At 66.0% G+C, this 20641-nt stretch carries 20 protein-coding genes and 2 pseudogenes; 13 read left to right on the top strand and 9 right to left on the bottom strand.

Going from position 1 to position 20641, the window contains the following annotated elements; all coding sequences use genetic code 11:
- Window positions 1-13 precede the first annotated feature (13 nt).
- Together LQ771_RS06815 and LQ771_RS06810 are read right to left on the bottom strand one after the other, a co-directional pair.
- Window positions 14-427: a hypothetical protein gene (locus LQ771_RS06815; RefSeq protein WP_231351591.1), complete on the bottom strand. Its 414-nt coding sequence runs from the start codon at window positions 425-427 to the stop codon at window positions 14-16.
- Window positions 428-487: 60 nt separating this feature from the next.
- The gene (locus LQ771_RS06810) at window positions 488-841 is read right to left on the bottom strand and encodes a hypothetical protein (protein ID WP_231351590.1); all 354 of its coding nucleotides are present in this window, start codon (window positions 839-841) and stop codon (window positions 488-490) included.
- Window positions 842-1266: 425 nt separating this feature from the next.
- Here LQ771_RS06810 and LQ771_RS06805 point away from each other — a divergent pair, with 425 nt between their 5' ends.
- The 7 genes from LQ771_RS06805 to LQ771_RS06775 all read left to right on the top strand — a co-directional run bounded on the left by LQ771_RS06805 (window position 1267) and on the right by LQ771_RS06775 (window position 7513).
- Window positions 1267-1647 carry a winged helix-turn-helix domain-containing protein gene (locus LQ771_RS06805; protein ID WP_231351589.1) on the top strand — a complete coding sequence of 127 codons (381 nt, stop codon included), beginning with the start codon at window positions 1267-1269 and terminating at the stop codon, window positions 1645-1647.
- The gene (locus tag LQ771_RS06800; protein ID WP_231351588.1) at window positions 1608-3632 is read left to right on the top strand and encodes an ATP-binding protein; all 2025 of its coding nucleotides are present in this window, start codon (window positions 1608-1610) and stop codon (window positions 3630-3632) included. The genes LQ771_RS06805 and LQ771_RS06800 overlap by 40 nt, the downstream gene beginning before the upstream one ends.
- An 88-nt stretch (window positions 3633-3720) precedes the next feature.
- Window positions 3721-4770 carry a zinc-dependent alcohol dehydrogenase family protein gene (locus LQ771_RS06795; protein WP_231351587.1) on the top strand — a complete coding sequence of 350 codons (1050 nt, stop codon included), beginning with the start codon at window positions 3721-3723 and terminating at the stop codon, window positions 4768-4770.
- 188 nt (window positions 4771-4958) lie between these two features.
- A complete protein-coding gene (locus LQ771_RS06790; RefSeq protein ID WP_231351867.1) occupies window positions 4959-5783 on the top strand; it encodes an alpha/beta fold hydrolase in 825 nt (274 codons plus the stop codon).
- 638 nt (window positions 5784-6421) lie between these two features.
- Entirely contained in the window at window positions 6422-6721 is a 300-nt protein-coding gene (locus LQ771_RS06785; RefSeq protein WP_231351586.1) for a tautomerase family protein, read from the top strand.
- A gap of 127 nt (window positions 6722-6848) precedes the next feature.
- Window positions 6849-7019, top strand: coding sequence for a carboxymuconolactone decarboxylase family protein (locus tag LQ771_RS06780; RefSeq protein WP_231351585.1), 171 nt, complete (start codon window positions 6849-6851; stop codon window positions 7017-7019).
- Between the two features lie 176 nt (window positions 7020-7195).
- Entirely contained in the window at window positions 7196-7513 is a 318-nt protein-coding gene (locus LQ771_RS06775; protein WP_231351947.1) for a hypothetical protein, read from the top strand.
- A gap of 150 nt (window positions 7514-7663) precedes the next feature.
- Here LQ771_RS06775 and LQ771_RS06770 read toward each other — a convergent pair.
- A pseudogene (locus tag LQ771_RS06770) lies at window positions 7664-7864 on the bottom strand (Zn-binding domain-containing protein); the annotation flags it as partial.
- A gap of 186 nt (window positions 7865-8050) precedes the next feature.
- Between LQ771_RS06770 and LQ771_RS06765 the strand changes: the two are divergent.
- From LQ771_RS06765 to LQ771_RS06755, 3 genes are read left to right on the top strand one after another with little or no spacing between them, the layout of a single operon-like run.
- Entirely contained in the window at window positions 8051-8494 is a 444-nt protein-coding gene (locus tag LQ771_RS06765; RefSeq protein WP_231351584.1) for an Rrf2 family transcriptional regulator, read from the top strand.
- A 2-nt stretch (window positions 8495-8496) separates the two neighbouring features.
- The gene (locus LQ771_RS06760) at window positions 8497-9423 is read left to right on the top strand and encodes an NAD(P)/FAD-dependent oxidoreductase (RefSeq protein WP_231351583.1); all 927 of its coding nucleotides are present in this window, start codon (window positions 8497-8499) and stop codon (window positions 9421-9423) included.
- Window positions 9420-9827, top strand: coding sequence for a GFA family protein (locus tag LQ771_RS06755; protein ID WP_231351582.1), 408 nt, complete (start codon window positions 9420-9422; stop codon window positions 9825-9827). Before LQ771_RS06760 ends, LQ771_RS06755 begins: the two co-directional genes overlap by 4 nt.
- Window positions 9828-9953: 126 nt before the next feature.
- Here the strand turns inward: LQ771_RS06755 and LQ771_RS06750 are convergent.
- A pseudogene (locus tag LQ771_RS06750) lies at window positions 9954-10720 on the bottom strand (transposase); the annotation flags it as partial.
- A 475-nt stretch (window positions 10721-11195) separates the two neighbouring features.
- Here LQ771_RS06750 and LQ771_RS06745 point away from each other — a divergent pair.
- Together LQ771_RS06745 and LQ771_RS06740 are read left to right on the top strand one after the other, a co-directional pair.
- Window positions 11196-11756: a DNA-binding protein gene (locus LQ771_RS06745; RefSeq protein WP_231351581.1), complete on the top strand. Its 561-nt coding sequence runs from the start codon at window positions 11196-11198 to the stop codon at window positions 11754-11756.
- A gap of 180 nt (window positions 11757-11936) precedes the next feature.
- Window positions 11937-12131, top strand: coding sequence for a hypothetical protein (locus LQ771_RS06740; RefSeq protein ID WP_231351580.1), 195 nt, complete (start codon window positions 11937-11939; stop codon window positions 12129-12131).
- A 205-nt stretch (window positions 12132-12336) separates the two neighbouring features.
- Here LQ771_RS06740 and zipA read toward each other — a convergent pair whose 3' ends face one another.
- From zipA to LQ771_RS06720, 4 genes are all read right to left on the bottom strand, one after another.
- Complete coding sequence (gene zipA, locus LQ771_RS06735) at window positions 12337-13284, bottom strand: cell division protein ZipA (protein ID WP_231351579.1); 948 nt, start codon at window positions 13282-13284, stop codon at window positions 12337-12339.
- A gap of 10 nt (window positions 13285-13294) precedes the next feature.
- Window positions 13295-16795, bottom strand: coding sequence for a chromosome segregation protein SMC (gene smc, locus LQ771_RS06730; RefSeq protein WP_231351578.1), 3501 nt, complete (start codon window positions 16793-16795; stop codon window positions 13295-13297).
- Window positions 16796-16932: 137 nt separating this feature from the next.
- Window positions 16933-17178, bottom strand: coding sequence for a BolA family protein (locus LQ771_RS06725; RefSeq protein ID WP_231351866.1), 246 nt, complete (start codon window positions 17176-17178; stop codon window positions 16933-16935).
- 5 nt (window positions 17179-17183) lie between these two features.
- On the bottom strand, window positions 17184-17483 hold the full coding sequence (locus tag LQ771_RS06720) for a YciI family protein (protein WP_231351577.1): 300 nt from the start codon (window positions 17481-17483) through the stop codon (window positions 17184-17186).
- A 186-nt stretch (window positions 17484-17669) separates the two neighbouring features.
- Here LQ771_RS06720 and LQ771_RS06715 point away from each other — a divergent pair, with 186 nt between their 5' ends.
- A complete protein-coding gene (locus LQ771_RS06715) occupies window positions 17670-18782 on the top strand; it encodes an AI-2E family transporter (protein ID WP_231351576.1) in 1113 nt (370 codons plus the stop codon).
- A 319-nt stretch (window positions 18783-19101) separates the two neighbouring features.
- On the opposite strand, the gene lysS is transcribed toward LQ771_RS06715, so the two are convergent.
- Entirely contained in the window at window positions 19102-20613 is a 1512-nt protein-coding gene (gene lysS / locus LQ771_RS06710; protein ID WP_231351575.1) for a lysine--tRNA ligase, read from the bottom strand.
- Between the last annotated feature and the right edge of the window lie 28 nt (window positions 20614-20641).

The following is a 20641-nucleotide window of genomic DNA, read 5'->3' as shown; positions in this document are numbered from 1 at the left end:
AGCGGGGAGAGAATCAGACGGAAGGTGGGCGCAGGGGAGGGGAGACCGGTGCGGAAGGTGCACGCAGGCGAAGCGGCTGGGCGTAACCCCCGGAAACCCATGAAGCCATCAGCACACCGGGGGCCATGGGTGGCACCGCGCTGGCGCACATCCCGACGCAGCCGCAGGCCTGTCCGCTGACGCTGCCGGGGTCGTCACCATGCTGATCACAGCAGTCGTGCGAGGACGCATGGGCGTGATCGTCATGAGCCAGGCCTTGGGACGACCCGTCGGCCATGGCGGTCGCGGCCTGCATCGGAGGCTCGTGGATCTGTCCCATGCCTGCTGGCGCGGCGGCCAGCGAGGAGATGACCAGCATCAGCCAGCCCATCAGTCCCAGGGCGCGAAGAGCGCGGGAACGGGCGAAGGGACGAAGCGAAGCGGTCATGTCGACCAGCGTAGCGATACGAACCCGCCTCCTCAACTCTGGAGGCGGGTTCACCAGGGCTCAGGGCTTGCTGAAGCCCATGTGCACCGTGATCTTGTCGCCCGCCTTGAGGTTGGCGAGGGCGGAGGGCGGGAAGTGCAACTTCAATTTCATCCCTTCGGCAGTCACCTCGACCATGCCCGTCTGTTGATCGACGGAATCGACGGTTGCCGGCATGGCATGCATGCCCATCATGTTCCCGCGACCCATCATGCCCTGCATATTGCCGTGCCCGGCATGCATGCTGCCCATGGTGTCGGGGTTCTGACCGGTATCGGTCGGCGTCGTGCTCTGCGCCCAGGCGGCGCCGCCGGTGGCGAAGAGGAGCGCAAGGGCCAGAGAGCTCAACATGCGGGGGGATGCGTGCATCTTCATGGTTCTTCTCCTGCGTGAGGGGGAGCGCGAGGGTGCGCTCCCTTGCGTGTAGGCCGATTGAAATTCGCTGGAAGGTCGTGACGGTTACATCGGGCCTCTCCACGGTGGCGCCGCGCGCGATGGGTCTTGGCTGCACGGTGAGCCCGGGCGGGCAGATTGAGCGCATCGATGCGGAGCTGGTGTAAGTGATGCTGCTTCTTCGGGATCCGACTGGCTCGCGCCGATCAGGTAAGGTCGATGGGCCAAGTCGGCTGGACCGTAGAGGATCAGCCTGGCCAAACGGCCGCCCCGAGTTGGAGAAGCCGAACGCTGGGGAAGGCGGTCAGGTTGTAGCGTCATGCCACGACGAACTGCCTCCCGCACGAAAAAACGAATAGTTCCGGAAAACTTAACCGCGGTTGGTTCACATCCCCGGTATTGAGGGCATGTTCTCGCAGCTGAGAGCTGCGACGTCGGTTCCGATTTTTCGATCCTCGGGCAAGCTCACTTGTGGGTTGGCGCGAATCCGCGCTTTCAGCCACACGCCGGGTCCCAGAATGCACATGCATGCAACGGATCACCTGGACGGCCGCACGATAACGTTCGGCTCCTTCAGCCTTTACCCCGAGCGCCAGCTGCTGCTCAGGGAGGGCAGGCCTGTACCGCTAGGCGATCGTGCATTCAGCATCCTGATGGCCCTGGTGGAGCAACCGGGCGAGCTGGTCACGAAGGAGCAGCTGATCGCGCGCGCCTGGCCAAAACGGGTCGTCGAGGAATCCACCATCGCTTGTCCCCGCTGGAAACGCCACCGCTGGCTCCAGGCCTGACCGCGGCCTCGGCGCTCCGGTTTTCCGCGGTGGAGCTTTTCGTGGAGCGGGTGGCGTCGAGCATGGATGGCTTCCGCCTCAGCGATGACGACGCGCCTGTCGCCGCCGATATCTGCCGCCAGCTCGACGGCATCGCTCTGGCGATCGAGCTGGCGGCGGCACGCGTGAGCGCGTTCGGAATGCGCGGGGTCGCCGAGCGCCTGGGCGATTGTTTCCGGGTCCTGGTGGGCGCGCGCCGGACCGCCTTGCCCAGGCACCAGACCCTTGCGGCTGCACTGGACTGGAGCCACGCGCTGCTCGCGGACGCACAGCGCGCCGTGTTCCGTCGCCTCGGCGCTTTCGCGGGCGGCTTTACGCTGGAGTCCGCCTGCCTGGTGGCTGCGGGTGACAACGTCGCCGAGCAGGACGTTCCGGAAGTCCTCGCCGAACTGATCGACAAATCGCTCGTCGCCGTGGATACGGCCGCGCCGCGCTCCCGCTTCCGGTTGCTTGATACGACGCGTGCCTATGCCCTCGCGAAACTCACGCAAAGCGGTGAGCTCGCGGACATCCGGCGCCGCCACGCCCAATGCTTCAGCGACATCTTCGCGCGTTCGCTGGCCGAGTGGCAGACGCGCGCGTCCGGCGAGTGGCTCGGTTGCTATCGACTGGAGGTCGACAACGTACGGCTCGCGCTGGACTGGGCCTTTTCGCCTTCGGGGGACGCTGCGGTTGGCATTTCGCTCACGGTGGCCGCCATTCCCTTGTGGTTCCAGCTGTCCTCGACCGACGAGTGTCGCAACAGGGTCGGGCATGCACTCGAGGCCGGGGCCGCCAACCGTAGCGTTCATGCCCGACACGTCATGCAGCTCTACGCTGCGCTGGGATTGTCGCAGACCTTCACGATGGGGCTCGCGCCGCAGGCGTCGGCGGCCTGGGCAAAGGCGAGAGACATCGCCCAGACCCTCGGGGATCGGGAATTCCAGCTCGAGACCCTGTGGGGTCTGTGGTTCTGCCACATCGGGCTGGGCGAGTACCGCGCGGCGCTGGGCACCGCGCGCGAGTTTCGTATGCATGCCCAATCGCCGTCGGACCTTGCCCTTGGCGACCGCCTGATCGGGGTTCCGCTGCATTTCATCGGGCAAGGCGCGAAGGCGCGCGGGCATATCGAACGGTCGCTTCGCTACGAAGCGGCCACGGCCAAACCCGCCGACAGCATCCGCTTCAGGTTCAACCAGCCGCTGGGCGCTCGCGCGGTGCTGGCGCAGATATTGTGGCTCCAGGGGTTTCCCGAGCGAGCGATGCAGCAAGTCCATCAAAGCGTCGAGGAGGCCCGCGCAGGCGGGCATGCCATATCGCTGTGCGATGTGCTCGCCCAGTCAGCCTGTCCGCTGGCGATGTTGACGGGGGAATGGTCGATGGCCGAGGCAGCGGTGGCCGAACTGCTCGAAGAGGCGGGCAGGTACGCGCTCACTCCCTGGAGAGTGCTCGGGGAGTGCTGGAACGCGGCGCTCAAGGTGACGCTCGGCGAGCTCGACGCCGGACTTCCCCTGCTTGCCGGATGCCTGGTCGATCTTCGCCAGGTCCGCTTCGCCTTCTTCCACAGCGGGTTGCTGGGCATCCTCGCCTTGGGGCTGGTCGGCGCGGGGCAGGTCGCACCTGGGCGGCGCGCGATCGATGAGGCCTTGCAACTTTGCCGGCAACGGGAAGAGCTCTGGTGTATCGCCGAACTGCTGCGCATCAAGGGTGAATTGCTGCAGAAGGGCCGGGACGCGCAGCCTGCGCAGGCCGAGGTGCTCTTCGAGCGTTCGCTTGAGCACGCCCGACGGCAACGCGCGCTTGCATGGGAACTGCGCACGGCCACGAGCCTTGCCCGGTTGCGCTGCCTGCAGGGCCGCCACGAAGAGGCGAGGGATGCTCTGGCGGCCATCTATGGGCGGTTCGACGAAGGCCTCGCGACGGGCGACCTGAAAGCCGCGAAGGCGCTGATCGACGCCATGTCCTGAGGGACCCTCGCTCTTTAGCGTGTCGTCTCTCCTGATTCACCACAATTCACAGCAATTGTCTGGCTGCCTGCCGCCGGCCGGACGTAGTGTGCACCCCACGATCAAGCCGTTCGATGCGCTCCGACGCCCGGTGGAAATCATGGCTGCGACCCAAATGCGTGCACTTCTGGTCGACCGCGCCGATGCACCCTTCCGGCTCGTCACGCTCGACCGGCCCGTACCCGGCGCCGGCCAGGTGCTGGTGCGAATCGAGGCGAGCGGCGCCAACCCCCTCGATACCAAGATCCGCCGTGGCAACGCCCCGCATGCAAAGCATCCGCTGCCCGCCGTGCTGGGCATGGACCTGGCGGGCGTCGTCGAAGGCGTGGGCGCAGGCGTCACGGCGTTCGCGGTGGGCGACCGGGTCTACGGCCTCACCGGCGGCGTGGGCGGGCTGCAGGGCTCGCTGGCCGAATATGCCGCCGTGGACGCCGATCTGCTCGCGCCCATACCGGTGAACTTCGGCATGCGCGAAGCTGCCGCGCTCCCGCTCGTCTTCATCACCGCCTGGGAAGGCCTGGTCGATCGCGCCGGCGTCACGGCGCGCGAGAAGGTGCTGGTGCAGGGAGGCGCGGGCGGCGTCGGCTGGATGGCCATACAGATCGCCCGTTCCTTTGGCGCGGAGGTCTTCGCCACTGGTTCTGCCGCCTCCCAGAGGGCAATCGAGCAACTGGGCGCGACCGCGATCGATTACGGTCAGTCGAGCGTCGCCGAGTACGTTGCCGATCACACGGCCGGCCTGGGCTTCGACATCGTCTACGACACGGTGGGCGGTGCCACCCTGGACGCATCGTTTCAAGCCGTCCGGCGCTTTGGTCACGTGGTCAGCTGTCTTGGCTGGGGCGCGCACCTGCTTGCGCCGCTCTCGTTTCGAGCCGCGACCTATTCGGGTGTCTTCTCGCTGCTGCCGATGCTCACTGGCCAGGGTCGCGAGCACCACGGCGCGATCCTGCGCGAGGCAACGCGGCTGGCTGAAGCCGGCCACCTGGTGCCGCGCATCGACGGCCGTCGCTTCGGCATGGATGCGGTCGCAGAAGCGCACGAGGCGATCGAGTCACGAGACGCGGTCGGGAAGATCGTGATCGACGTGGCGGTTTGAGGGCAACCGTGTATTGGAGGAATCGACCCATGCCATTCACAGATCTCGTCGATGAGCGCCGCCGCGCCTTCCTGCTTGGCACCGGCGCTGCGTCCATCGGTTTACTTCTCCCGCTCGCCGGCTGTTACCGGCCACAGCCCTCGGGTGTCGCGGCGGCACCCCCATCTCCCACTTCCTGGAGCAAGACCATGGGCACATTCACCACGAAAGACGGCACGGAGATCTACTACAAGGATTGGGGCAAAGGCCCCATCATCACCTTCAGCCACGGCTGGCCGTTGTCCTCGGACAGCTGGGAAGCGCAGATGTTCTACTTCGCGTCCCATGGCTATCGGGCCATCGCGCATGATCGTCGCGGGCACGGGCGTTCTGCCCAGCCCTCCGATGGCAACGACATGGACACCTATGCCGACGACCTGGCGCAGTTGCTGGATCATCTGGACGTCAGGGACGCAACGATGGTCGGCTTCTCGACCGGCGGCGGTGAGGTGGCGCGCTACATCGGACGTCATGGCACCCGGCGCTTGAAGAAAGCGGTGCTGGTCTCGGCCATCCCGCCGCTGATGCTGAAGACCGAGAACAACCCGCTCGGAACGCCGATCGAAGCCTTCGATGGATTGCGCAAGGCGTTCCTGGAAAACCGCTCGAAGTTCTTCCGCGATATCCCGAGTGGACCGTTCTACGGGTTCAACAAGCCGGGCGCCCAACCCGACCAGGGCCTGATCGACTTCTGGTGGCTACAGGGGATGCAGTGCGGCTACAAGGCCACGTACGAGTGCATCAAGGTGTTCTCCGAGACCGATCTCACTGAAGACCTCAAGAAATTCGATATCCCCACGCTGATCGTGCACGGCGACGCCGACCAGGTCGTTCCGATCGTCGCGTCCGCGCGCCAGGGCACGAAGCTGATCAAGGACAACAAGCTGCTCGTGTACGAAGGCGCCCCGCACGGACTCACGGACACCCACCGCGATCGTCTCAACAACGACCTGCTCGCGTTCATCCGATCCTGAGGACCGACGGTATGTCTGCGCACCTCTCCGTTTCCGTTCGAAGGCGGTCCTCGCGGCCTCCGGTTTGCTGCTCGCCATGTCGACAGGATCAACACCGAAGCAGAGCGGTCGGACACCAGGGTGATCCCCTTGCGCGGCGTGATCGCGGTGATCGAAGGTCGATGCCGGCATTGCGGTGTCGAAGGACTGGTTGTCGCGCGCACTGGCAGACTTGGGACCCGCGGCCGCCAAGCATGTCGTCGACACCCACTGGCACTGGGATCATTCCGATGGCAACGCCTGGCTGCATGACGCGGGTGCGCAAATCATCGCCCACCCGCGCACGGCCACCTACCCGATCGATAGGGGAGGGCAAGAGCCTGGATGCAGTTATCGCGGCGAAGCCCACTGCGGCCTATGACGCGAAGTGGGGCGGCTCGCTCATCCCCGGCATTCTTCATCCGCTTGGTCTACAACGGCCTCCAAGGGTGTGGGAGACGCCATGGACGCGTCAGCTCGGGCCATCTGCACAGCGGCGATCAATTTGCCCCTGAGCCGAGTCGTTGCAGACCACGCAAGCCCCGACACTCGATGGAAGCGATCGTCATGGACGATGCCGTTTGAACGTCGTCTTCTGATAACGCTGGAGGAATCGAACCATGCCATTCGTTAACGTCAAACTGGTCGAAGGCGTTTTTTCCTCGCAAGAGAAGCACGAGATGGCCAAGGCCCTCTCGGACGTGATGGTCCGTTTTGAAGGGTCGGAAGCCTTCCGTGAGGTGGTCTGGGTTCTGATCGAGGAGTTGCACCCGGACGGCTGGCATATCGGCGGGCGACCGTTCGAAGGTCCCAAGTCGTTGCTCCAGACACTGGGTAACTCACGGACGATACACGAAGCGATTGACGGCGAGCCGGCCTCCCGGAAGGAGTGGGCCTCTGCCATGCCGGTGCGCGACTGAGAGCGCCGGGGCGTGTCGGACGGCAGTGCATTGTCGCCGGCACGCACGGCGAGTCACTCCCGGGAAGATGCCGCCATAGGGTCGGAAGGCGGATGGTGATGCAATGTGTGCCGGGTGGGATCCCAATGTGGCGGACGAACGCCGCCTTGCCACGCTGAGTGCCTGGCGCGAGCCGCCGCGCTTCAGCGAACGCGAGCGTGCGCCAAGGGAGTGGATCGAGCCGGTGACGCGGGTCAGCCAGGAGCAACTCCCGGACAGCGCTTGGTCGTCCGTGTGCGGCCGTTTCTCCCTGGAGTAGCTCACGGGGCTGCTGATCGTCGCGATCAACGGCTGGAATCGCTTGGCCATCGCCTTTCGAAAGTTGCCCACTTGAGTAATTTCGGGCGCTGCCGGGCTACGAGTGGCATGCATCCAGGATTCGCTTTCGTGCGTACCCACCAACATAGCCGCGAAGCGATTCGCAGGAGGTGTGCCATGCGATCAGCATCAGTGGTCTGGCTGGCAGCGAAATCGCAGCCGGCAACCCAGCAGCGACGCGCTCCGTCGACGGTGGACGACGCACAGAGGGAGACCCTCGCCGTGCTGCGATTGGCCGCGGCGCTGGAACCCGATCCGGTGGAAGCCTTGGCTTGGTACCGCAGCGTGCCACTCGCGGTACTGGACGGGCTTACCGCGGCGGAGCTGGTGAAGCAGGGCAGGGTGCACTCGGTGCTTACCTTCCTGCGCGCCGCGATCGAAATCGACCGTTCCGAGCGGAAGGCCCTGCAGTGGAGCACGCCGCCCGTTCTTTGAAGGCAGGCGAAAACCTGGGTGCCGTCGCGGACAAATTGCGCGGAGTGGATTTGGACGCGACGCCCCGTCCGTCATGCGTTCGGAGTCCTGGAGGAGCAGCGATGCCGCCATCGCACACCTGGCGGTGCAGTTAGCCGGCGATCGGTAGCGCGCCGTGCGCTTGGGGGTGTCCGTGGCGGCTTCGTCCGCGGCCAGGATCGGTCCCACGCAGGCCGGGCAGCCCGCCATGCAGTCACCGCGTTCGACCAGCGTCAACGCCAAGCGGACTAAGTCCTCGCGCCGCTCGAACAACGGCGCGCTCAGGCCCACGCCGCCGGGGAAGGCGTCATAGAGATAAACCGTCGGGATGAAGGGCGCGTCGGGCGCAAGCGCCATCGGGCGCTCGTCCGCCCGTGAACCGTCATTCGTGACGCGCCGGGCGCGCAGCGCCTCAGGTGTGAAGCGTGAGCAACCGTCTTGAATGTCTAGGCGGCTCGACCGGGTCCATATTCCAAGTCGGTCTTGACATATATCGAAATATGAAACATCATTAGTTACATGAAACGTGATAGCCGTCTGTCTTCCGTCCTGCATGCCCTTCTGCACATGGCCGAGCAGGAGGGCCCCGTCACTTCAGAAACCCTGGCGCAATGCCTGGGTACCAATCCGGTCGTCGTCCGGCGCACCATGGGATACCTGCGGGAAGCGGGCATCGTCACGTCCGATCGAGGCCATGCGGGAGGATGGCGCATTCATGCCGACCTCGGCACCGTCACCCTGCGCCAGCTGCACGAAGCACTCGGCGAGCCGACAATGTTTGCCATCGGTAATCGCAACGAGACACCGGAGTGCCTGGTGGAACAGGCGGTGAATGCCGCGCTCGAAGGTACGTTTGCCGAGGCCGAAGCGCTGCTGCTGAACCGGTTCTCGGAAATCACCCTTGCCGATTTGGCCGCTGACTTTGCGCGCCGGCATACGGCAGTGCGACGCAAAAGGAATTGAACATGCACTACGATGTGGTCATCGTCGGCGGAAGCTATGCAGGAATGGCTGCAGCCCTGCAACTTGTACGAGCGCGCAGGTCCGTGCTGGTGATCGATGCAGGCGAGCGGCGTAACCGCTTCGCAAGCCATTCGCATGGTTTTCTCGGCCAGGATGGCGTGCCCGCCGGCGAGATCGCGGCGAACGCCCGCCGCCAGCTTGAAGCCTACCCAACCTTGACCTGGCTCGAAGCTCGTGTTGAAGCCGTTACTGGACAAGTGGACGAATTCACGGTCAGGACGCCTGACGGCGGATCACATCAAGGCCGCCGCATGCTGCTGGCCACCGGTGTGACCGACCACCTTCCTGCCGTCGCCGGACTTGCAGAACGCTGGGGCAAGACCGTCTTCCATTGCCCGTACTGCCATGGCTACGAGATCGGACAAGGCCACATCGGCATCGTCGGCGCCAGCCCGATGTCCATCCATCAGGCCGAACTGCTCACCGATTGGGGTGATGTGACCTTACTCGTCAACGGTGCTGTGCATCTGAGTCAGGACGCAAGGTTCGCCTTGGGGCGTCGGGGTGTGGCGATCGAGGAGGCTACCATCGACAGAATCGAAGGGAATGCTGATGTGGTGATGGCCGACGGGCGGAGGCTGAGTTTCACGGGCCTGTTCACGGCGACACGCACCTCTCCTTCCAGTTCCCTGGCCGAAGCCATGGGCTGCGCGCTGGAAGAGACGCCCATGGGCATCCAGGTTCGCACCGATCCCGAGAGCAAAACCTCGGTGACTGGCGTATTCGCCTGTGGTGACGTGGCGCGGGCACCCCATTCGGTGTCGCTGGCCGTGGGCAACGGCGCCATGGCAGGCGCCCAAGTCCACCGCTCGCTGCTATGGCCTGAGGCCCTCGCTCCGGTTAGGCCGCAAAAGGAAATATCGCAATGACTCAAACAATCACCGGCGGGTGCGCCTGCGGCTCAATCCGCTATGTGTGCAATGGCGACCCGGTCGCGATGCTCAATTGCCATTGCCGCGACTGCCAGCAGTCGAGTGGAGCGCCGTTCGCATCGGGCATCGTCGTGAGAGTTTCAGAGACAGAGGTGTCAGGCAGCCCGGGCAGCTATTCTGTTCAGGGCAGTAGCGGAGGCACCACAACCCGCAGCTTCTGCACACATTGCGGCACGCCGTTGTTCACCCGTGGGGAGGTCGTCCCGGACCTGATGTCCATCCGCTTCGCGTCACTCGATGATCAGACCGGATTCAAGCCGATGGTGGACATCTGGACGTCAAGCGCACAGCCGTGGGTGAGCCTCAGTGAGGATATCCCTCACTATCCGCAGTCGCCCTAGCGTGGGCCCGCGTGGCCTGCTGCCTAACAATTCGTCCAAGCCGACGCCGCTTCGCGGCGCGGCTTAACTCAGGTGTTCGATGTCCGCTTCTGGCGGCGGTCTCAACGATCGGTGTCTCGAATCCCACGTCTTGCGTGGCCGTTCGTTTAGCTTTCTAGCGACCTCGTTGAGATTGGCCTGCGAGAACGACGATAGATCGATGCCCTTCGGGAAGTACTGACGAAGCAATCCTGGCGCTCGCGAATCGACACCGTGCCGCCTGATCCGGCCGTGGTCGGCGGTCTTCTGGGTGTGGTGGCGGGAGCGGCGCATGGCTCGTGTCCGCCGCAGGTGCTCCAGCAGTTCCTTCTTGAGCGCGCCACGCGACTGGATGAAAAGCGTGCGGTCGTCTCGTGACACCTGGCAGCTCGTGTCGTCCGGGTAAGACCTCTTGAGCCAGCCGGCGATCTGCTCGAGAGATCACTGCTGTTGCAGCTTGTCCGCCACACGCCTCGCCAGCGTGGGATGCAGCGCCAGCTTACAAGCCTTAGTCCGGTGCGCGCGGTCCCAGGCGGCCTGGTCGGCAAGGCTTGCACGGTAACGCTCAGCGCCGCCATTGCGCCGCTCTCGCGGCTGACCGTGGACGGCGCCTGTCCCAGCTGTGCCGCAATCGATCGAACGTCCCGCCATTAGCGCCCGGGAAACGTCTTCGCGCTCCGCCAGGCTCAGCGCCTTTATCGATCGTCGTCGAGCAGGCGGACGTATGCCCCCTGACTCGGCAAGGATCCCGCGCACAGACGAGTGATGCCGATCGAACAGCCGTTCGATCTGATGCAGCGACTCGCCCTGCCGCCCCGGTCCCACATCAGAGCCTTCTGGCTATCGGTGTACTGGATCCGAGTCCTTCGCTTCATCTGCAACACCCTGCCGTGTGTTGCATCGATCATATGAATCCCCCACCAAAAGCGGACATAGGGCAGGGTGATCTGCCAAGTTGTCGGGGATGGGGAGTACAACCGGGAGCAACCGAAGAGAGATTCATCAGCTCGCACGCTCAGCTTTCGCACCAAGAGCTACCGCTCCGAAACAACGCGAAGGTTCCTACCAAAAAAACGCATTCAAAGGTGTCGGAGTGCCCCCTCCGACCAACTGATTCTTCTTCAACAAGTTCATTGACCGCATCTACGTCTTGCTCACGGGCTAAGGCGCGCTCCAGGATTCGCTGACGGTTCTTGTCGTCCACCCTGCGATCGGATCGGAGACGGGGAGGGTTATTACTACATAAAGTATAACGTACGTTACACAAAACGGGGCGCCTACCCACGATAATCATCACTTATCGCGAGCAGCAGGCCAGACGGTAAGGCTCCGGCCGAGGGAGACACAGGCATGCCCCGGGGTATCACCCAAGAACAGGTTAACCAGGCGGCCGACGCCATCCTTGGCACAGGCAAGAACCCCACCGTCGAGAAGGTCCGCGCCGCGCTGGGGACGGGATCGCCCAACACGGTCACCCGCATGCTCGAGGTGTGGCGGAGCCAGTTCGGGGAGCGCTTGCGTCGGCTCAGCGCCTTGCCGGAGGTGCCCGCTCCGGTGGGGCAGACCATGCTCGAACTGTGGCGGCTGGCGGTCGAACACGCCGAACGGACGCTGGCCAGCCGTTTCGCGGACGAACGTGCCGGGCTGGAGGCCACGATCCAGGCTCAGTTGGCACAGGAACGAGCGGTGATGGAAACCCGCATGCAGGCCGCGAAAGCCGAGGTTGCCCATGCCCAAGCCGCGAGGGATCTGGCCGAGAACGCCTGCGCAACGCTGGACGGCCAGCTGCAGGACAGTCACGCGCTGCGCGCGGATCTGGTTCGGGAACGCGATCGGCTCCAGGGCATCTGTGATCGACAGGCCGAAGAGCTGAGACTGCTCAGGAACGCGGCCGGACGAGGCGCCGAGTAGCCCGGAATGGAAAGACCTTGGCCAGGCGACTGAATTGAGCGGGCTGGAAACGCCCGGCGGCGTCATCTTTGATTTTACATAATATACATTATGCGCAATTAAGGACACGCCGCCCACGCAGCGTGCACCACTCTACGCACCTTCTCCACGCGCTCTTACGACCATCGCCAGGAGCTTTCCATGACGCCTCTCGACAAACCGCTGAAGCGGGAGCTGACCATCGGGGATATCACTTACACGCTGGTGATCGATCCCGACGGTCTGAAGTTGACGGAGAAAGGCCGCCGACGCGGTGTGACGTTGCTCTGGAAGGATCTGGTCAGCGGTGATGCGGCGTTGGCCACAGCGCTGCAGGCTTCGCTGGAGGCGAAGTGACTTGGTAGCCGCTGGCCGCAAAGAGGACCGCGACGTCGCCCGGAATCGCTGGCTCAAGCTTCCTTGGCCGGGGCGTTAGCGGCCCGTTCGCTGCACCCATCCGCGGCTCTCGCCTCTCGCCAAGCTGTCCAGTCCCGCCAGCACGTCTTCGCGATGGGTTCTGGCTTAGTTTCCTGCGCTCCTGCAAGGTTTCGGTGGGTACCGCTCAGCGCCCGAAGATGATCTCCTGGCCCTCGTGGTCGCGATCCCATCCGCGCAGTTCGTCGCGGATGTGCGCGATGCGCTGACGGCCCAGGGCGTTGCGCTCCTCGTCCAGGACCTGGCCATCGAGCAGTTCGGCGAGACGCTGCGCGGCCGGCAGCATGGCATCCCAGGCGTCCAGCGCGGACAGCGGGCCCGGCAGGGTCATGAAGAAGCTGAGGCCCGGCGTGCGCAGGGCATCGAGCCGGGTCAGGTCGAAGTTGCCCGGCTTGAGCATGTTGGCCACGCTGAAGATCGGGCCCTGTTCGCGCTTGCCGTCGACCAGCCGGTGGTAGATGCCCAGGTGGCCGTATTCGAGGCCGGCCTTTTCGGCCGCGACGATCAGGTCGGCGCCGTTGAACACGCCGCCGTCTCGGGCCATGACGAACAGGGTGACGATGCGTTCCATCGGCAGTTGCGACGGGCGGCGGCCCAGGTCCGAGGCCGGCGGCGCCTTGGGCGCGGGCGAAGCAGCAGGAGCTGGCGCGGGTGCAGGCCCGGCAACCGGTGCCGGCGCGATGGCTTCGGGCGCGCCGGCGGGCGCACGCAGCGCGTCGATGATCGAGGCCGCCCGGCCGGATGGCTTGGTGGGAGCGGCGCGTTCACCGGCCAGGGTGGCGCCGAGTTTCTCCAGTTCCTCGCGCAGGCCGATCTCGAGTTCGCCCTGCTGCGGCATGGGCTCTTCGCCACCGAGGTGCGCGTGCGGCTCATCCTCGAGCAGCATGTCGCCCGCCTCGCCATCGCCCAGCGTGGGTTCGCGGCGTTCGCCGCTGCCCTGCCCGGTCGGCACGCGACGCCTGCCCTGCTCTTTCTTTGGCTGGCCGAACAGCCACAGCAGCGCCAGCACGATGGCGCCGGCGATCGCCAGCGGTACGCCGACGGCAGGGTTCCAGGCAAGGGCGAGCACGGTCATTGATGGATCCTCACGCAGCTCCGGCCAGTTTAGCCGCTTCGGCCAGGTCCACCTGCACCAGGCGCGAAACGCCCGGTTCGCGCATGGTCACGCCGCAGAGCTGGCTGGCCGCTTCCATGGTGGCCTTGTTGTGGCTGACGAAGATGAACTGCACCTTCTCGCTCATCTCGCGGACCATGTTGGAGAAGCGGCCGACGTTGGCTTCGTCCAGCGGCGCGTCGACCTCGTCGAGCAGGCAGAACGGCGCGGGATTGAGGTTGAAGATGGCGAACACCAGCGAGACCGCGGTGAGCGCCTTTTCGCCGCCGGAGAGCAGCGAGATGTTGGACGGCCGCTTGCCCGGCGGCCGCGCCATGATCGAGACGCCGGTGTTGAGCAGGTCGTCGCCGGTCAGCTCCAGGTAGGCGTGGCCGCCGCCGAACAGGCGCGGGAACAGCTCCTGCACGCCGGCGTTGACCTTGTCGAAGGTTTCCTTGAAGCGCTGGCGGGTCTCGCGGTCGATCTTCTTGATCGCGCCCTCGAGCGTTTCCATCGCGCTGACGAGGTCGGCGAGCTGATTGTCCAGGTAGGTCTTGCGCTCGCTCTGCTCGGCGTGCTCCTGGATCGCGGCCAGGTTGACCGGCTCCAGGCGGACGATCTTCTGCGCGAGGTCGCCGAGCTGCGTGCGCCACTGGCCAGCGTCGGCCTGCTCGGGGAGTTCGGCGAGCAGCGGCTCGAGTTCCAGGCCGGAGGCGGCAATGGCCTCGGCGAGCTGGTCGGCGCGCATCTGCAGGGCCTGCGCGGCCAGGCGCTTTTCCGACAGGCTTTCGCGCAGCCGGGCCAGGTTCTGTTCGGCCAGGTGGCGCTGTTGCTCCAGCTTGCGGAACTCGATGTCGCAGTCTTCCAGCGCGCGGCGCGCCTCGACCAGTTGTTTGTCCACGAGCAGGCGCTGGTCCAGGTAAGTCTGGCGTTCGGCTTCCAGTTCCGCGATCGGGTCGGAACCGGCGGCCAGTTGCTCGGCGACCTCGGTACGGCGGGCCTCGACCTGGCGCAGTTGGGTATCGAGGCGGGCCAGCGCCTGTTCGAGTGACGCCAGCGACGAGCGCTTCGATTCCATCGACAACGCCAGCGCGTGCGCCTGGTCGGCGGCCTCGCGGGCGTTCATGCGGGCTTCCTCGCGGGCTTCGAGCAGCGCGCGGCGCTCGTTTTCCAGCTCGCGGCGCAGATCCTCCAGGTCGCCCATGTGGTTGACCGATTCGTCCAGGCGCGCGCGCGCTTCCCGGGTCTGCGCCTGCAGTTCGTCGAGCTGTTCGATCAGCGTGGACAGCTCGCCGGCTACCTTCTCGGCGCGGGCGCGGGCGGTTTCGACCTTGCCGCGGTGGCTCTGCAACTGGCCGGCCAGTTCGGACTGGCGGCGGTGCGCGTTGTAAAGCTCGCGCTGCGCGTCATCGCGGGCGCGCTCGGTCTCGAACTTGGCGGTGCGCAGTTCGTCCAGGCGTGTGGCGGATTCTTCCAGTTGCGCTTCGAGCGTTTCGATCTGTTCGCTCAGCAGGCGGATGTCGCGCTCGCGCGCCAGCACGCCGACCTGGTTGCCCTGGGCGCGACGGATGCGCGCCCACTGCGGCGCCAGCCATTCGCCGCTGCTGGTGATGATCGACTGACCCTGGGCCAGCGAAGCGACGCGGTTGCGTGCCTCGTCCAGCGTCTCGGCCGTGCATACCTGGGTGAGCCATTGCATGGCCGCGGACGGGCCGCGCACCTTGGCGGCGAGCGTGCCTTCGGCGCCCTGCCCGCCTTCGGCCGCAGCCAGCAGCGCGAGGTCCGCTTCGCCCAGCGTGCCGAAGTCGCTGGCCAGGTTGAGCGGGCTGTCGACGAGCACGCCGTCGAGCAGGCCGGCGAGCACGGTCTCGACGGCCGATTCCCAGCCGGCGTCGACCTGCAGCGCCTCGCCCAGGCGACGGGCCTTGTCCAGGCCGAGACTGGCGAGCCAGCCGCTGGCGGCACTCTCTTCCTGGCCCAGTGCGGCGTGCTGCAGTGCCTCGAGCGAGGACAGCCGACCGCGCGCGCTCTGCAGTTGCTGGCGCGCTTCGTTGAGCGAGGACTGCACCTGGCGCTCCTCGTCGAGCACCTTCTCGTGGGTGAGCTTGTGCTGGTCGAGCAGGCTGCCGAGCGACTCGACGCGCTCGCGCTGGGTGTCGTGCTCGACGTGCAACTGTTCGGCGGCGGCGTCGAGGGCGGCCACGTCGGTGGCCTTCTGTTCGGCTTCCAGCGCCTCGCGGCGCCTGGAGAGGTCGATCGCCTGGCGGTCGAGGTAGTTGAGCCGGGTGCGTTCGACTTCGGCGGCGCGACTCGATTCGCCGGCGGTGCGCGTGTAGGCGTCCCAGCGCTGCTGCCAGTCGGCCAGCTTCGACTCCGTGCCGCGCGCCGCTTCGGCGGTGTCGTCCTGCATCTGCTGCAGGGCCTCGAGTTTGGGCTCGCCCTCGGCCAGCGCCATGCGCAGCGACTCGACCTGCTCGCGATCGTTGGCGATGTGTGCGGACAGCTCGCCGTGCTCGCGTTCGGCTTCGGCCTGGGCACGCTGCAGGCGCTCGGCGGTCTCCTTGTTGAAGCGCACCTGCTGTTCGACGCGGGCGATCTCGGCGCCGACCTTGTACACCTCGGCCTGCACTTCGTTGAGGTGCTCGGTGGCGCCGACGTGGCGCTCGCGAACCGACTCGAGCTGTGCCTCGATCTGGCGCTGGCCGGCGAGCTGCTTCTCGATCTCGATCTCGGCGGCGGACAGGCCCTGTCCCTCTCCCTCGTGCTGGCCCTTCAGCGCGCGGTATTCGAGCGCGCGCAGTTCGGCCTCCTTGCGCGTCTGCTCTTCCTTGAGCGCCTTCCAGCGTTCGGCGGCGCGGGCCTGGCGGTTGAGGTGGTCCAACTGCTTATCGACCTCGTCGCGTACGTCCCTGACGCGGTCGAGGTTCTCGCGGGTGGACTTGATGCGGCTCTCGGTCTCCTTGCGGCGCTCCTTGTACTTGGAGATGCCGGCGGCCTCTTCCAGGTGCGTGCGCAGCTCTTCCGGGTGCGCCTCGATGATCTGGCTGATCATGCCCTGCTCGATGATCGAATAGCTGCGGGGACCCAGACCGGTGCCGAGGAAGAGATCGGTGATGTCGCGGCGGCGGCAGCGGCCGCCGTTGAGGAAGTAGGAGGACTGCCCGTCGCGCGTCACCTGGCGCTTGACCGAGATCTCCGCGTATTGCGCGTACTCGCCCTGGATGGTGCCGTCGGCGTTGTCGAAGATCAGCTCGACGGTCGCCTGCCCCACCGGCTTGCGTGCGTTGGAGCCGGAGAAGATCACGTCGGTCAGCGAATCGCCGCGCAGGCGGCTGGCCGCGCTCTCGCCCATCACCCAGCGGATCGCGTCGATGATGTTGGACTTGCCGCAGCCGTTGGGCCCGACCACGCCGGTCATGTTGGTCGGCAGATGCAGCGTGGTGGGGTCGACGAACGACTTGAATCCGGCGAGTTTGATCGTGGTAAGGCGCATGCGGGCTCAACGATAGGGACAGGCCCGCGGTGCTTCGGGCGACGGGCCACTGTGCCAAACGCCGGGCGTGGTCGCAATGCGAACGCGGCGTGACAGATGGCTGTAAGTATTTCTCATAACCTTCTGAAAAATAAAATCTACGGCGTCCTCGCATCGATCGAAAGCGCGTGGATGCCCTTATCCATCAGGCCCTCGAGTGCCGCAAACACCATGCGGTGCCGCTTGATCGGCAGCACGCCGGCAAAGGCCGGGCTGACGATGCGTACGTGGAAATGCCCCTTGCCGGCATTGGCGTGGGTAGCATGCTTGTGGCCCTCGTCGAGCACCTCCAGCTCCACCGGCGCCAGCGCGTCGGTGAGGCGCTGGCGGATCTGCTCGACCATGGCACTCATGGCAAGGTCTTGCGGAACGGCTTGACCTCGACGCCCGCATAGACGCCCGCGGCGACATACGGATCGGCGTCCGCCCAGCGCTGCGCGTCGGCCTGCGAGGGGAACTCGGCGATGATCAGGCTGCCGGTGAAGCCCGCAGGACCCGGATCCTCCGACTCGATAGCCGGGAATGGGCCGGCCAGCAGCAGCCGGCCTTCGGCCTGCAACTTTTCGAGGCGCGCCAGGTGCTCCGGCCGCGCGCTCCTGCGCTTGTCCAGCGACTCGGGGACGTCGGTGCCGACGATGGCAAACCACATGGGCTGATGCTCCAACCGGGGAAACCGCCAAGTCTAGCCGACCCGGCCGCCACCCACAGCCGCTGACCCAAGGCAGGCCTACACGTCGCGATGGGGTCAGCCCGCGTAGGGTCAACGCTCCCGGCTCCCGGTGCGCGGATCAAGTCCCGCGCGATCCGTCGCGGCCGATCGACAGGAGAAGAGTGCATGGGAGACACGCCGAACGCCCCCTCCACGCCCCGTTCCGCCGGCGATCCCTCGCTGCGGGCGTTGTGGACCGATCCGTTCGGGCGCCTGGCCATCCGCTCGGCGCAGGTCATCCTGGTCCTGCTGGTGGCGACCGCCGTGGTGCAGGCGGCCATCCGGCTCAAGCTGCTGGTCATCCCCTTGTTGCTGGCGTTGATCCTGAGTGCGGCGTTGTTTCCGCTGGTCGCCATATTGCGCCGGGTGCACCTGCCTCATGCAGTGGCGGCGCCGCTCACCCTGCTGCTCGGTGGCGTCGGCGTCGGCGCGATCATCACGCTGGCCGTGGCGCGGGTGGCGTCACAATGGGCCACGCTGCAATCGTCGGCCATCGACGGGTTCGGCCAGGCACTGCACTATCTGCACCGCGGGCCGCTGTCCATCAGCGAACAGCAGATCAATCACGCCCGGCAGTCGGTGCTCGATTTCATCACCAGCAGCGAATTCGGGCAGCATGCCATGGCGGGCGTGTTCACCACGATGGAACTGGCGACCGGCTTCGTGCTCGTGCTGTTCATCCTGTTCTTTTTCCTGAAGGACGGTCCATCCATCTGGCGCTTCCTGCTCCGGCCACTGCGGCCGGCGTGGCACGCGCGGGTGGCGCACGCCGGCGATTGCGCGATCGACGTGCTGGGCGGCTACCTGCGCGGCACGGCGCTGGTGGCGCTGGTCGATACCGTGTTCATCGGCGGCGCGGTGTGGCTGCTCGACGTGCCGCTGGCTGTGCCGTTATCGATTCTGGTGTTTCTGGCCGCGTTCGTGCCGATCGTGGGCGCGACCGCCAGCGGGGTGATCGCGGCGCTGGTGGCACTGGTCACCGTGGACCTGAGCGCAGCCATCTGGGTGTCGGTGGTGGTGGTCGTGGTCAACCAGCTGGAGGGCAACCTGCTCTCGCCGGTGGTGCTCGGGCGCTCGCTGCATCTGCACTCGCTGGTGGTACTGCTGGCGTTGACCGCCGGCACGATTCTGGGCGGAATCGTGGGCACCTTGCTGGCAGTACCGCTTACGGGCGTGGCCTGGGCAGTAGCCAAGTCGTGGAACGATCCCCTGCCCGCGCAAGGGAACGGGAACGGATAAGGCAGACGCGCGCTGTTGGCATCCGTCATGGGCAGGAGCGCTTGAAATCGCGGTGAACGCGCGCGGCTCTTGCACTCACACCATGAGGCAGGGGGTGGTGGTCTCCGTGTTTGTGGTTTGGCACCCTGCCGCGGGCTGCGGCCGTACTGGGCCGGGTCGAGCGCGGTGAACCTGTTGCAGATGGCGATGCTGCGGCGCCGCGTACGCGGCCGCCGCACGCGCTGATTCCTGTAGGAGCCCGCTTGCGGGCGATGCCCTTGGCCATGCAGACAAGAGCATCGCCCGCAAGCGGGCTCCTACGAAGGCCGGTGGAGGCGGGTCAGGCTTCCGGGCGCATGTACGGGAACAACAACACGTCGCGGATCGAAGCCGAGTCGGTCATCAGCATGACCAGGCGGTCGATGCCGATGCCGAGGCCGCCGGTCGGCGGCAGGCCCACTTCCAGCGCGCGGATGTAGTCGGCGTCGAAGTGCATGGCTTCGTCGTCGCCCGATTCCTTCGCCTCGACCTGTGCCTTGAAGCGCGCGGCCTGGTCTTCGGGGTCATTGAGCTCGGAGAAGCCATTGGCGATCTCCTTGCCGTTGATGAAGAGCTCGAAGCGGTCGGTGATGCCCGGGTCGGTGTCGCTCTCGCGCGCCAGCGGCGAAACCTCCACCGGATGGTCGGTGATGAAGGTCGGCTGGATCAGCGTGTGCTCGACCGTCTTCTCGAAGATCTCCAGCAGCAGCTTGCCCCAGCCATAGTTCGGCTTGACCTGGATGCCCAGGCGCCTGGCATGCGCCACCATGGCCTCGCGGTCGCGCAGCTCCTCGCGCTTGATCCGGGCGTTGTGCTCCAGCACCGCATCTTCCATCCGCCAGCGGCGGAACGCGGGACCGACGTCGATCCGCGCGCCCTCCCAGGTCAGCTCGGTGCCGCCCAGTACGTTCTGCGCCGTCTCGCGGATCACCGCTTCGGTGAGGTCCATGATCTCGTGGTAGGTGGCGTAGGCCTGGTAGAGCTCCAGCATGGTGAACTCGGGGTTGTGCCGGGTCGACACGCCCTCGTTGCGGAAGTTGCGGTTGATCTCGTAGACGCGATCGAAGCCACCCACGACCAGGCGCTTGAGGTAAAGCTCCGGGGCCACGCGCAGGTACAGGCTCATGTCCAGCGCGTTGTGGTGGGTGACGAACGGCCGGGCCGTGGCACCGCCGGGGATGACGTGCATCATCGGCGTTTCCACTTCCATGAAGCGGCGCGGCTCGGCTTCCAGCCACTTGCGCATGAAGCCGATGATCTTCGAGCGCAGCGCGAAGGTGCGGCGCGCTTCCTCGGTCACGATCAGGTCGACGTAGCGCTGGCGATAGCGCTGCTCGACGTCGGCCAGGCCGTGGAACTTGTCCGGCAGCGGGCGCAGGCTCTTGGTCAGCAGGCGCAGGTTCTCCACCTTGACCGACAGCTCGCCGGTCCTGGTGCGCATCACCCGGCCCTCGGCGCCGACGATGTCGCCCACGTCCCAGCCCTTGAACGCTTCGTAGGTGCCCTCGCCCACCGTGCCCTGATGGATGAACAGCTGGATGCGACCGGTGAAGTCCTGCATCTGCACGAAGCTGACCTTGCCCTGCACGCGCTTGAGCACGATGCGGCCCGCGACCTTGACCTGCCGCGCGGCGGCTTCGACGGCCTCGGCATCCTGGTCGGCGAACCCGGTGCGCAGGTCGCCGGCGAAGGCATCCACCTTGAAGTCGTTCGGGAAGGCCACGCCCTGCCCGCGCAACGCCTTGAGTTTCTCGCGGCGCTCGGCGATCAGCTTGTTCTCGTCGACGGGCAGGTTTTCTGTGGCTTCGCTCATGGATGGTTCCGTGACCGCCGGCCGGATG

Origin of the sequence: Frateuria soli, assembly GCF_021117385.1 — a bacterium.
GTDB classification, from domain to species: domain Bacteria; phylum Pseudomonadota; class Gammaproteobacteria; order Xanthomonadales; family Rhodanobacteraceae; genus Frateuria_A; species Frateuria_A soli.
The sequence above is the reverse complement of the archived record's forward strand: the minus strand, read 5'-3'. Positions and strand labels throughout refer to the sequence as shown.